Here is a 13,825-nt window from a genome sequence, read left to right as displayed (position 1 = left end):
GGCTCACGGCGTTGAATCGAACGAGCCGACGCCTCGCGTCAGTCGTCCAATCAACTGCTGAGGATTACGATCATGACTACAGTCTCCGATGACCAAGCGCTCATTCCCGCCAACGACGCTTTGCCCGTGTTGCCCTACGATCCTCCAAGCGATCAATACAGCACTCGCGAGCCAGACGAGCCGCAGCCGGAGGGCTTCACGTTGCCTCAAGTCGACGGCGCGGTATTGACCCCTCAGTCGTTTCGCCAGACGCCGTTCGCCGACCTTCCCCTGTACCTGCCGACGCTGAGTAACCCTGTCGTCAGTTTCGACGGCGGGCTTAACCGGGCGGCGCTGGAGGTGAGTGACAAAGGTGTCACCTGCATTCTGTTCAGCTACCTGAACCAGGCAGAAAACGACTTCATCGAGTTGAAGCTCAACGACGATCGGGTTGGTTTTCACACCGTGACCGAAGACGAAGCCGTCAAAGGCACGCAGATTGTCCTGTACGCACCCAGCGAGCGTTTCATCCGGGAGGCAGGCAATACGCTGCAGGCATTCGTAACACCGTTGGGAGGCAACGGCCAACAGACCAAACGCTTCAATATCAAGGTTGACATCGAACACCCCGGTGGCCGCGACCCGATAGCCAGCACAGGGCAAAACGAAAACTTGCCCAAGCCGATATTTCCCGACGACGTCATACAATTTGGCGTGGACAGCGACACCGCAGGTAAAGGCGTACCGGTGATCATCGACTATTACCCGGTGGACCGCGGGCTACCGGTCGTCAACCACCGCAAGGTGCGAGATCGCATTCGCCTGAGCATCGGCGGGGTGGTGGTTGAACACAGTGTCAGCGAATTTGAAGCTGCGGGTACTGCACCCATTACCATCTGGGTCTACGCGAGCACCTGGGCCACCGTGGGCAGCGGGGTTCATACCTGTGAATACAACGTTATCGACGAGGTAGGCAACGCGTCCCTAGGGTTCTCACCCGACCAAGAACTGGAGGTGCGCCTTGACAATGGGACGCAGCCGCTGCTGCGTGAAGCCTATATTGATGAGTCCGAACAGGATGCCGACGGTAACGATCAACTCGATGCCGATGCGCTCGACGGCAAACCGGCGACGATTATTGTTGCAGTACGCAATGAAGGTTATCTCGCCAACGATACGATTCGTGTGAGGGTCAACGGCCTCACCGCCGATGGTGTTCGGATTATCACGTTTTACGATTTCCCGGTCGTCTCACCGACCATCCTCACCGCAAAGATCCCCTGGCCGTTCGCAGACATCCTGCCGCTGGTCAAAGGCCGCATTCAGCTAACCTATCAGCGCATACGCACAGGCGTTCTACCGCAAAACTCCGAGAGCGCGAAACTCAACATCATCGGCAATCCTGTCGAGACCGGCCTGGCAGCCCCCATTGTTGATGCCGCCATTGGCGGCACGCTGCCTGATCCCACCGTCAACCCGTTTGAAGTGCTCATCAAGCCCTACCCTGGCCAGCTTTCCAACGATCGCGTCACGCTGGTACTGGAAGGTACCTTCGCCAATGGCAAGCCTTACTACGCCGAATACAGCGATATGGCAGGCACCGGTGACATTTACTTTGACTTGCCCAACGGCCCCAGCGGGCCCATCGCTCAGTTGGATGGCGGCTCTCTCGTGCTTTATTACCGAGTCAACAATCGGCCGCCGTCACGTCGCCTGGAGCTCAGTATCGGCGAGACCCAGGCCTCATTGCTCGCCCCGACCACGCGGCAGGCTGTGCCGCCCGATCATGTGTTCAACCCGCTCGTCAGCAAGGCCAACCTGAACGTCACCGTTCACCACCATGCCAGTTTCGTACTGAATGCCGTTGTGACCCTGCACTTTGAGGGTAGCAAGGCGGGCGGCAGCAATCCGCCAATTGCCTTCCCGATCGATCCAAACTGGTTGGGGACCGACCTGCCCTTCACGATTCCCCGAAATATCGTCCTGAACAACCTGAACGGTTCGGCACGCCTCTACTACACCGTCGATGCACCTGGACAGCCACGCCAGCTCATCTCCCATGACCTGGTGATTACCGTAGGCGGCGCACTGGAGTTGCCAGAACCGGTCGTACTGGAGGCTACCCCGATCAAGCCGCCCAGCCTCGCCTCGATCAACCCCCAACATGTACTGCCGCCGCGCCCTGCCATTGTCACGGTCCGCGTGACCTATGCCATGCTCGCCAGCGATAACGTCAAAGTGCACATCATCGGAGCAAACGGTTTCGGGATTGGGACACCGAATATCCCGATGAAACCCGGCATCCCTGATGCAGGGACGGATTACATCACGTTCACCACGACCAACGTATTCGTAGGGGCAAACCTGGGTCGCACGTGCCGGGTATTTTTCGAGGTGACTCGCGACGGCGCCACCACCCCGTCCCGGGAATTGACGCTGGAAGTCGAGAACCTGTCGGAGCAGGATTTCGACTTGGTCAGCATTCCTGAAGCCTCGGGTGGGGTGATCAATACGGCGGTGGCGAACAACGTGCGGATTGATAAATGGCCGTTTTGCAGGGTCGGGCAGCCCGTGTGGATTAAGTTACTCAGCACGACCAATCGCGACCTGCGGCTTGCGGTCGGCGTGACATCGGCGGAATTCAATGCCGGGCGCACGCTTGACCTGATACCCGCCAGCTATTTGTCGAGCCTGGATAACAACAGCAAGGTCGAGGTCGTAGCCTTCGTATCGATGGATGAATCCAACAGCCTGGAAACGGCTCAGTACTTTAAGGTGGCCACTTATGTGACGCGTAAGGGATCGGGGGAGATCATTCGTAGTATCAACGTTGGAAATGGCCCTAAGCTGCTAAAAATGAATCGAGATGGCTCAATGATCTGTGTCGCGCTCTCGCGTTCGCTCGGCAGTACTATTATCGACCTCCCCAGCTATGCAACCCGCAATGCCCCGGCTAATGGGACCGTTGCATATTTAGGTCTGAACCCTACACAGCCAAAGTTGTACTTCTCGATCAATCAGCTCTACACGGGCAATACAAGCCTTGGCGTTTTCGATACAGCTACCAACACTTGGACAAACCCATTCCCTGGCTTCGGATATGCTGGCGATATTGCCTTTAATCCCAGCGGCTCACGAGTATTTATAGCGCGACTCGGTACCAATGTAACCTATGGCTATGTCACAGCTAACAATACCCTTGACAGAAGTTACACTGGAACATCCCCCGCTCGCGCGATCACAACTAACCCAAACGGCACAGCATTGTTTACAACAGGTACCGTCACAGAACGGTTCATTCTAAGCAGTGGCCAACGTACTCAAAGCGTTGGCAACTCCGGATACGCTTCTGGGCTTGCCCACAGCCCCAGCAACGCAAGCCGCCAACGACTCTACGTGCCCGTATCGACCGAAAACAAGGTCCTCATCTTCGATACCAGTGAGGACCAACTGAAAGTGGTCAAATCCCTGACCGGGATCATGGCGCCTCAAAACGCTGCCTTTCACCCCACCCAACCGCGAGTTTATGTAACAGAATTGGCGAATAACCGCGTTATAATCATCAATACAGATACAGAGGAGGTCGAGGGTGCTATTGACGGTTTTGATCAACCATTTGATATTGTGATCTCCCCCGACGGAAAGTTAGCATATGTCTCAAACTCCGCCGGTACGACCGTAGATGTGGTGGCTATTTAAACTAGGCACCTGCAATCTATTTTAAAACCCGAAAAAAAGCCCCGCATCTTAAGATGCGGGGCTTTTTTACTAACTTTCCCGTTTAAACCACAACCGAGCACTACGGCTTTTTAGAAGTCATACCGCAACCCCACATTCACCCCATACGGCTGCTTGATATTCTTACCCGTGCTGTGTTCCAGATCCGCATGCAGCTTCAGGTTCTGCGACACCGACATCGCCACACCCGCACCCAGTTTCAGGCGCGAACCCGACAAGTCGTTGTTGAACGAGTTGTCGTTGACGAACACTTTGTTGCTCTGATCGAACTCGTGCGCCACCGCCGCCTTCAAGTACGGCTGCAATACACCGCCGCTTTCCAGCTGGATATTGCGCCCCACGGTGGTACCGAGTTCGCCGATCACGGTGCTGGAGCGGTCACCCTTGGCGTCCAGGCCGTTGTCCAGCGTGTAGCTCTGGGCCTGGGTGATCACGGCAGCGAGTTGACCATACGGTTCAACGAAGAAACCGTCGTCCAACGTGATGTGGCGACCGACTTCCGCCGACGCGCCCACTGCGTTTTGCGCATAGTTGCCCTTGGCTTTCTTGCCGTCGCTCATGGCCACATCGGACTCGTTGTGCATGCGGTTGAGCTTGAGCACACCGTCAAAGTAGAACCCGCTCTCGGCATCCAGCCAGGTGGCGTAACCGCCTACGTAGTAGCTGTTGATGGTTGCACTGCTGCCACGGTTCAAGTCCAGGTCCGAGGTGCTGTGACCGACCATTGCACCGATCAACCACTGGCCATCGCCGCCCGACACCGGCGCGTCGGCACCGAGTGCGAAGCCGCGTTGCGACTGGCTGTAACCCAGGCCGGTCTTGTCGTTGGACACTTCATACTTGTTGCCGTAGGCACGGGTCCAGAACCCGGCCGACTGGCCTTCGCTGAAACGCAGTTCGCCCATGCGGGTACGCAGGGTGGTCATTTCACCCAAGAGCACAGTGGGCGCTGCGTTGAACAACGCCAACACCGAGTTGGTGCCCGGGCTGATCACCTTGCTGTCCGGGTCGAGCAGCCAGTCCTGGCCTGCGTTTTCATTGATCAGGCTGTAGGAGTAGGTGCCCACATCCACGCGGTCGCCGATCAGGCTGAACTGGGCGCCACCGTCTGCGGTGTGTACCACGTGCAGGCGGTCACCGCTCAACGGGTCGGCGCCGCTGCTGGCGATCAGCAGTTTGTGGTCGCCCGACGAGGTGCCGGTCACGTTAAGGAAATCGCCGGTCAGGGTGGCAAAGTCCGCGCTCATGATGAAGGTGCCGTTACCCGATAGGTTGGCTACGTCCAACTGGTAGAACGTACCGGTCTCGCCGAACTTGACGTTACCGCCGCTCAGGGACAAGTCGCCGACCTGCTGGTGGTCGACCATCACCCAGGTGGCGTCGCTGTTGATCGCCAGTTTGTCGACGTTTTCCAGGCGGCCGGTAAGGATCGAGCCGTTGTTGAGACCGACACTCGCGTTGCCGCCAGTGTTGATCACGTCGCCGTTCATGAATGCGCCGTCAAGGGTCAGGTCGAGGGCACTGCCCGCACCCACCTGGATGTTGCCGGCCAGGGCGCTGTTGTTGACGCGCATGTTGGCATTGCCGCCGCCGATCAGCTCCAGCATGTTGCCGTTCTGGCCGTTCAAGGTAGAGCCATTCAGTATGTCGATTTCCGCCGTGATCGGGCCGTCCACGTTGATCGCCGGGCCGTTAAGACCGATCACCCGAGAACCGTCCAGCGTCAAATGCGGCGACTCGCTTGCCGTCAAGGTATCACGGCCCATGCGAACACCACTGGTGGCGCCGGTAATCTCACTGCCCGTCGCGATGGCCGAGCCGCCCAGCAGCCTCAAGCCCTCTCGGCTTTTCCCGGTCAGCACCGAGTTGTTGAGTTCCAGCACGCTGTGAGAGGTGACGTTGGCGCCATAAGTCGCCCCAGTGATCCCACTGCTGTTTACCTGGGCATAGGAGCCGGTGGTGGTGTCAACCTGACGAGCGACGTTCAAACCACCATTGTTATGACTCGTAACCTGGGAGTTCGAAATCGTAGCGGTCGAATTGCTGAGCGAAATCGCCGGCTGGGTGCTATCAGCAGAGGTCACCGTGGCGGCCGTCACATTCAGCGTCGACCCGGTGGTAGCCTGAAGGCGTTTGACAACAGCACCCGTGGTGACATTGAGGGTTGCATTATTGCGGGCAATATATTCCTGGGCAGCGGTTCCAGGGCCGACGTCAAGTTTGCCGCTGCCAATGCCGCCATCCACAATCACCGCTGAAAACGCCTGCTGACTCAGCAGGTACAACGGCGCAACAGCCATAAGTTTGACAAAGGTCGATAAACGCGAATAACGAAAACAATGAGAAGCCGAAAAAGTCATGTCATGTAGTCTCAGAAGTAAGTGCCAGTTTGAACCCGGAACCCGTATCGAAGAGGTTTCCGTTTTCCACGGCGCAGAGACTAATGACCTGAGTTCCCAATGCGTGTAGGACTTTCCTTAAGGTATCCAGTAATAACGGCGATAGTTCATCGCTTAAATAGAAAGGCCCGCGCCCCTCACGAGAGGAGCGCGGGCCAAGTCATCTATCAAAGTGTTCCGCTGCGACGGGTCGCACCTGGAACACAGGTCGGAGGTGTGCTGCCGGTACTGAAAAGATCCCAACCTGCCCGGACCTCGTCGGAAATACCCCGGTCTCCCGTCGAGGGCCGAAAGAGTTTCCAACGTATGCCGACAATGCCTCGACCGTTAGTCCCCGTGAAGTCTTCGAACCAGGCATTCAAATTCAGGGGCACGTCCAGCCCGAGGATGACATGGGTGCTGTCGATCGTGAACTCAGCACTCTCCACGGGTGTGCCGACAGGCGCGCCGATAGGCATCCCAACCGGGGGGAAAGCATACCGAGTGGCCTCAACGATGACCCTGTCATTCACCTTGAGCACCAAAGGGTCCAGGACTTTGATGGGAACGCCCGTCCATGGAACATGCGTACAATTGATGAGCGCGTTGTAGTTGGGATTGCCTGTGACGGGCCTGAATCTGATAAAGGCCGCATCGGCCAGCCCTGCCAAATTGAAGATTTCCACGATGACATCTTCATGGGGCGAGTGTTTGTAATTGACGGCATCCCGGATGACGCAATACAGCATGATGGTACCGTTGCCCACAGTGTCAATATCGTCCCAATCCACCGTAAAAGGCACTAGAAACCCTACCGCCTCTGTGCCCGTTACGGGGTAGGTGCCGACCACTATGTCTTTGTAGACGAGATCAATGAAATCACCTGACTCCAACCCCTCTGGCAACAGGAAAGTGGCCGTTGCATCAAAACCACGATCTTTTTCAGAGAGACGGTTGGGCGGGCTGGGCAGCGGCCCGCCGCCAATAAGCTGCGGTTTAGCCAGGGCGGGGTCTACAGGGCCTTCACCAGGGTTTGTGGTGCCCGGCTCACGCAAGTCAACATCCACCATCACCGGTGCCGCTGGGTAGATTGGCCCCCCCGTGCGTTCAATCGTGAGTTGGACAGTCGCCGTGTAGAAGTTGCCGCCGTCTGCAATAGCGGCATAATTTGCCGGAATATCAATAGGGACAATGGCCATGCCAATAGATTGACGGTAGATCTCAACTGTCCCCCAGCGAGCCACCAAAACATCATTTGGCAGATGGCCGGTCAACGTTTGCAGTCGAACCGTCACGCCGTTACGCGCTTCTTCCTTATCGATCAACGGCCCTTCGAGTACCGAAATGGTGCCAAATACCGGTGCTTCGTTGAGGCTGACTCGCACATAGTTGGGAAGGGAACGAACAGTGGCGGTACCGCCCCGATCAGTCAGGCTATAAGCAACTTCAATCACACCGGCTTTCGCCAGAATAATATTCGTTGGGATAATGACAGTAATGGGCCCCGTCAGCGGCACAGTACCGTCGAGTGAAACCGTGGAGTCCCCCACCCAAATACGATAGGTGTCACCACCGCGACGGTCTGCAGGTTCAGGAATGGTACAGGTCAAGCCAGTCTTTCCGACCAGAAAGCCGGGGGTCAGCTCAGAACCGTAGTCTTCAAATTCAATGATACCGGGCTGTACGTTTTGGTTCGGGTCCTGAACGTCTACATAAACACGCAGGGTGTTGTAGTCTTCAGGGTTGCCAGAGGAGTTGATCACATGGACGTCGATGTCTTTGACCCCATGGCTTTGTAGCGCGGACTTAGGCCCGAGATCAATAACGACGGGATCGGGCAGGGGGTCCAACCGCGGATAGAAGTCTATAAACACACGCTTATTGTCTACAAACACGCTAAGTATTTCATCCTCCACTTCAGTACCCCGGTTCCACGGACGAAGTCTCAGTACAAGCCCCGCCAATTGCATCGCTCGTGGCACGACATTCCTGTGAGGATCCCCCGGGACGGGTTGAAGCAAACCAATAACAATCGGAGCTTCATGCAAAGAGGGATCATTGTCGGGATCATCCCAGTCCTCATTGGGAGTGATGGGTTGATTATTAACAATCGGAGGCGTTTTGTTGGACATGATTAAAACTCCTGATAAGGAAAAGTATCTATCCGGGTATAAAACCTCTGCGTGACTGCACACCCAGGTATCATTTCTCGGAATACACCAACAATCATCAACACCGCCGAGTCGGTATAGTTGCTGACAGCCCACTTATTAAATGAAATTAATCGTCGCCCCGTAACTGTCAAACTTGACAGTATCGCCCCCCCGCCCAAGTGTGCTGCCTGCCGACGAACATACAAATTGCATCAGCAGCGCAATAACGGAGTGTTCACCGTGGCCCCTTAACACCAAAATAATCTAACGCGGCTCAACTGGTTTTTAATAATCAACCCGCCCAAGAAACGGAAGGGCATTGCGCCCTTCCGAAGCGGTTTAATCGTCCGACAGGCAAGGCGGCGCACCACCCGGCCGAATCAACTTGATAAACACCAACCTAAATGGGGAGTAGCCCATCCCGCCTCCACCGGCTTTGATAATTTGGTAGCGTGCTACGGCAGAGCCATGTCGAGGATTAAGCTCACCTGCCGGCGGTTTCACCAACCCTGGAAGCAGGATATAGGGGTCGAACGGCACCCGGAATTCATACCCGTCACGGGCCTCCTCCGCCGTCAACGTATGACTGAACATCTGAACCGCTTCAGGGATAATGCCGCCTGGGTTTCCGCTCGGGTTTGCATAGCTTGCCCAGTGCAAAACCACCTCATCCCCATCGTCCCAGCGGTTGTCTGCGGGTATGTAGACACCTACGCCGTTCACCCAAGGCCGCAACGCGCAACCGATAAACCCTGCATCGGGCCCTGGACCGTAGTCGACCCCTACGTATTCAAGGTCTTTCACGTCAACGATGGCTACGATATTGACGTCCACCTGGGTGTCTTGCGCACGCTGGCGGTTAACACCGTTGAACGTCCAATAGAAGAAGGGGACCGTGCCGCCAATCAACAAAGGCTCAATCACATTCCAATCGACTAGCCACTCGACTTCCTGCCCAGCAACGTCACTCGCTAGCACCTGGTACGTCGCGAGGGGGTCGGGATGGATGCCTACCATTAACTCCAGCAGTTGGCCGGCAACAGGCGCGTTATAAAGGCGGGTTACCACACGCACCTGTAACCCCACGTCATTGATGGTCAACCGGTTGTCACCATCCCTACCCTTGACCGTCACCAACTCCAGTAACTGGTTGACGGGGTTTGGATTATTCGGGCTCACGGCGCCGGCAACCGTAAGGTCTACTGGCACAAACCGGATGGGCGATGGCCTGGCGGGCGCTGTGCCACGCTGCCAGCGGTATTCTGCCCTGACGGTGCCACGGACGAACTCAGCGCCACCACTGGCCAAAACCGCATACGGGATGGGCACCGTGATAGGCCAGTGCTGAACATCAGCAATCTGGATAGGCGACAGGGGGTTAAGATCCCATGAGGGCAGGAGAAAGTCGCCCGGTGCCGTACCGAACACTTCAGGGATATTCATAAACACGCCGCCAAGTTCACGGGCGTCACTGAGGTTGATCAACCCATCATCCAATTGAGGGATATCCACAATCGGCAGGTTGACGGGCGTGGGCGTCAGATTGATTAACAGCACGGCGGTACGCGATGGGCCAGACTCGCGGCCCGAGCGGTCTCGCAGGTAATAATGGGCGTTGTATTCCCGATTGGCCAAACCGCGCAGAAAGTCGCCCGGGAAATGAATCTCAATGGGCAAAGTGCCGTCCTTGTGCGCCTGGACGATAGTCGTGGTGGCGACCACGGTCAGTTGCCGTGGGCGTTTGCGCAAAGGCCTGCTGAAAGGCAGTGGCGTGAGGTCAGCCTCGACAACATCGCCTAGGCGTATGTCCAGCCACGCTGGGGTAATGGTCGCGACAACCCTGTCGTTGTTGGCGGGATTGTCAAGATACGCATCGGTGACACCCTGGGTCTGAATATCAATATCGAATTGTAATGGCGTACCGCGCTGCCCCTGATTGGGCCCGACCTTGTCACTGTCCAACAAGGTGACGAATGAAGGAACGGGGTCATTCCCGCTGCTTTCTCTTAATATCACTTGGTATTGCAAGCGATGCAGACCAGGAACATCCATCAGAGCTGGAGGGACCAAACCATCGGCATCGGGAAGGTCGGTCGCATCATAAGGCGCCGTCAATCTTTTGCTCTGAAACGGCACGCCATTCAAGAGCCATTCAACGAGAGTGATATCCCCGGGATCCAGAAGGTCAGCACCGGACCACATCGCGGGCACCTCAACCCGTAACCCCGTGCTTTGAAAGGTCACCGGTATTTTATGGCCGGTATCATCTGCCTCCAGGGGTAACGCATCAGGCGCTTCGGGCGCATCCAGCACCAAGACACCGGGGTCTATCCTACGGCGGGGTTTCGAGGTAAGCGGAGTCGGTTCGGTCATGTCTAGTCTCCTTGGCGATCTTCAAAAAACGGCCATTGACCACCGCCTGGGGGGTTACCCGATCCGGAGGTCAGAGAGAATAGTTAATACGCTTGAGCTCAAGGTGAATACTGTCAGAACTAACAGGTACATCCGCCAACTGAAGAAAAAGGGTGCGCCATGAAAAACAAAAAATACTTTAAATATCAAAAACTTATATCAAAAGACAGTCTTTCATCGCAGCCCTAGCGTCAGACCGGTGGCAACACCCAATCAATCGGCGCTTCACCATTTTGCTCAAGAAACTTGTTGGTGCGGCTGAAATGCCCGCAGCCCAGAAACCCGCGATACGCCGACAACGGCGACGGGTGTACCGACGTCAGCACCAGGTGCTTGGTCGCATCGATCAGCTTCTGCTTGCTCTGCGCATGGGCGCCCCACAACAGGAACACCAGGTGCGGCTGGTGCTCGCTGACCACCTCGATAATCCGGTCGGTAAAGAACTGCCAGCCCTTGCCCGCATGGGCGTTGGCGTTGGCGCGTTCCACGGTCATGGTGGTGTTGAGCAGCAACACGCCCTGGTCGGCCCAGCGTTGCAGGCAGCCGTGGTTGGGGATGTCGATGTTCAGGTCGCGCTTGAGCTCTTTATAGATATTGACCAGCGACGGCGGCGCCGGCACGCCCGGTTGCACCGAGAAGCACAGGCCGTGGGCCTGGCCGGGGCCGTGGTAGGGGTCCTGGCCGAGGATCACCACCTTGACCTTGTCCAGCGGCGTGGAGTTGAGGGCGTTGAAGATCAACGGGCCAGGCGGGTAGATCTCCTTGCCGGCCGCGTGCTCCTGGCGCAGGAACTCACGCAGTTGGGTCATGTAGGGCTGCTCGAACTCATCGCGCAGGGCGTGTTTCCAGCTGGGTTCGAGTTTGATACGGTCGCCTTCGGTCATGATTGACTTGTCTTGTAAAAAAGAATGAGGCGAACCCTAGGAAAGCCGACCCCGCTTGTCAATTGATCTGACACACAACCGGCGCTTTCCCATGAAGCGATCATACTGAATCTTCACCTTCCCGATTGAGGTCACGATGAACCTGCACTTCGAAGAGCTGACCGGCAGCGGTGGCGCTCGCATCGGCATCGCCAGCCTGGACGCCGAAAAGTCCCTCAACGCCCTCTCCCTGCCGATGATCCTGGCCCTGGGCGAACGCCTGGACGTCTGGGCCAAAGACCCGAACATCGTCTGCGTGCTATTGCGCGGCAATGGGCCCAAAGCGTTCTGCGCCGGCGGCGAAGTGCGCAGCCTGGCCCAGGCCTGCCGCGAACAACCCGGCGTGGTGCCGGACCTGGCCGCGCAGTTTTTTGCGGCGGAATATCGCCTCGACTATCGCCTGCACACCTACCCCAAACCGTTGATCTGCTGGGGCCACGGTTATGTGCTGGGCGGCGGCATGGGCTTGCTGCAAAGCGCATCGGTGCGCATCGTCACCCCCAGCAGCCGTTTGGCCATGCCCGAGATCAGCATCGGCCTGTACCCGGACGTGGGCGCCAGTTGGTTCCTGTCGCGCCTGCCAGGCAAGCTCGGGTTGTTCCTCGGCCTTACAGGCGCGCATATCAACGGCCGCGACGCGCTGGATTTGGGCCTGGCCGACCGTTTCCTGCGGGAGGACCAGCAAGACGAACTGCTCGAAGGCCTGCTGCAACTGAACTGGCAGGAACAGACCGCGATGCAGCTCAACAGCCTGCTCAAGGCCTTGGCCCAGGAAGCCGTCGACCAGCAACCCGAGGCGCAATGGCTGCCACGCCGAGCGCAGATCGATGAATGGCTGGATGTCAGTGACGTGCGCTGTGCCTGGCGTGCCTTGAGCCTGTTGCGCGACCACGCAGACCCGTTATTCAGCCGCGCCGGCACGACCCTCAGCGAAGGCTGCCCGCTGACCGCGCACCTTGTGTGGGAACAACTGCAGCGCGCCCGCCACCTGTCGCTGGCCGAGGTGTTCCAGATGGAATACACCCTGAGCCTGAACTGCTGCCGCCACCCGGAATTCAGCGAAGGGGTCCGCGCGCGGTTGATCGACAAAGACCAGAAGCCTCATTGGCATTGGCCGGATATCAATGCCATTCCAGAGGCTGTGGTGCAGGCCCACTTCAACAAAGCCTGGGAAGGCCGCCATCCGCTTGCGGATTTCTCCTACTTTTGACAGTCAGGTTTTTGGCTTTTTAACCGTGAATGAACAATTGTCCGGCTGACTGTCCTGGCAGATATACACCGGCAGGCCGAAGGGGTCGCTGGCGAGGCGCCAATGCAACGTATCTGTCAGCGACATCGTCTCCACCTCCCCCGATCTGCCGTATCGAAAGTCCACCCTCTGCCCTTCGTTGGAGAGGTAGCTGCACTTGTCGACATAGCCGCTTTCGCGATCCTGCTCCTTGCCCGGGGTAAAAATGGCGCCAATAAACTGGTCGACAAACGCCCGATGACCGATCTTCGGGCTTTGCCACAGCACTGTTCCAGCCGTCGCCTGGAAGTAGCCGTCGACATATTTGATTGCCGAGGGATAAGGGCAGCCTTGCTCCGCTTGCACGTGGGCAACGCCACCGACCATCAGGAGTAAAACGCACACCAATTGTCTGATCATCTGGGCTCCATTCGCTCACTGGGCAATCGAAAAGGCGCAACGGCCTCTCCCAGTTGAATACACTAGAACCCCAAACAATAGCTGTTAAATCTGACAGTAGCGCTAAACGCCACGAAAAAGCGGCGCTTCCTGCGCCGCTTGTCTTCAAGACCTGTCAACGATGGCCACCGCGGCCTCCGCCATGATCGCCACCGCGACCACGCCCGCCATTGCCCCAGCGATCACCCCAGCCCTGGTTTGGATAAGACCGGTACCCCATGCGGGGCCCTGGATAGTAACGCGGCGCCGGCGGGTAATAACGCGGGGCGGGCGCGTAGTAACGCGGTGCCGGGTAATAGTCACGCCGATATTGATACGCCGGGCCGCCGCCGTAGTAATACACCGGGGCCGGTGCGGTATAGACCTCGGAACGGTAATAACCTGGGCCTCCATCGTAATAGGGCACGCACGCAGAAAGGGTCAGACCGAGCACAGCGAGAAGAAGCAGTCGTCGATACATGGCGGCCTCCTGGACCGCGAAAGAGCACCGCCAGCGACGCTGGGGAGCGGCATTCAGCGTTTGCTGAATGACGAAACATCTGACATCAAAAAGCG

At 57.3% G+C, this 13,825-nt stretch carries 8 protein-coding genes; 2 read left to right on the top strand and 6 right to left on the bottom strand.

Features of this window, described 5'->3' with window-relative positions; translation table 11 throughout:
• Nucleotides 1-72: 72 nt before the first annotated feature.
• Entirely contained in the window at nt 73-3,678 is a 3,606-nt protein-coding gene (locus ACP7CJ_RS02625) for a YncE family protein (protein ID WP_426099527.1), read from the top strand.
• 110 nt (nt 3,679-3,788) lie between these two features.
• Here ACP7CJ_RS02625 and ACP7CJ_RS02620 read toward each other — a convergent pair whose 3' ends face one another.
• The 4 genes from ACP7CJ_RS02620 to ung form a co-directional block, all read right to left on the bottom strand.
• Nucleotides 3,789-6,017, bottom strand: coding sequence for an autotransporter outer membrane beta-barrel domain-containing protein (locus tag ACP7CJ_RS02620; RefSeq protein ID WP_426099528.1), 2,229 nt, complete (start codon nt 6,015-6,017; stop codon nt 3,789-3,791).
• A gap of 266 nt (nt 6,018-6,283) precedes the next feature.
• Nucleotides 6,284-8,227, bottom strand: a complete 1,944-nt coding sequence (locus tag ACP7CJ_RS02615) for a hypothetical protein (protein WP_426099529.1) — start codon at nt 8,225-8,227, stop codon at nt 6,284-6,286.
• A 360-nt stretch (nt 8,228-8,587) separates the two neighbouring features.
• Complete coding sequence (locus tag ACP7CJ_RS02610; RefSeq protein WP_426099530.1) at nt 8,588-10,621, bottom strand: hypothetical protein; 2,034 nt, start codon at nt 10,619-10,621, stop codon at nt 8,588-8,590.
• A 230-nt stretch (nt 10,622-10,851) separates the two neighbouring features.
• Entirely contained in the window at nt 10,852-11,544 is a 693-nt protein-coding gene (ung, locus tag ACP7CJ_RS02605) for a uracil-DNA glycosylase (protein ID WP_276196954.1), read from the bottom strand.
• 136 nt (nt 11,545-11,680) lie between these two features.
• Between ung and ACP7CJ_RS02600 the strand changes: the two genes are divergently transcribed.
• Nucleotides 11,681-12,793, top strand: a complete 1,113-nt coding sequence (locus ACP7CJ_RS02600; protein ID WP_276196953.1) for an enoyl-CoA hydratase/isomerase family protein — start codon at nt 11,681-11,683, stop codon at nt 12,791-12,793.
• Nucleotides 12,794-12,796: 3 nt separating this feature from the next.
• On the opposite strand, the gene ACP7CJ_RS02595 is transcribed toward ACP7CJ_RS02600, so the two are convergent.
• The gene (locus tag ACP7CJ_RS02595) at nt 12,797-13,231 is read right to left on the bottom strand and encodes a DUF3757 domain-containing protein (protein ID WP_426099531.1); all 435 of its coding nucleotides are present in this window, start codon (nt 13,229-13,231) and stop codon (nt 12,797-12,799) included.
• A gap of 154 nt (nt 13,232-13,385) precedes the next feature.
• On the bottom strand, nt 13,386-13,730 hold the full coding sequence (locus ACP7CJ_RS02590) for a hypothetical protein (RefSeq protein WP_276196951.1): 345 nt from the start codon (nt 13,728-13,730) through the stop codon (nt 13,386-13,388).
• Nucleotides 13,731-13,825 lie beyond the last annotated feature (95 nt).

The sequence above is a fragment of the Pseudomonas sp. PSPC3-2 genome (assembly GCF_049897085.1).
GTDB classification, from domain to species: domain Bacteria; phylum Pseudomonadota; class Gammaproteobacteria; order Pseudomonadales; family Pseudomonadaceae; genus Aquipseudomonas; species Aquipseudomonas paraveronii.
This window is presented reverse-complemented; position numbering and strand designations above follow the sequence as displayed.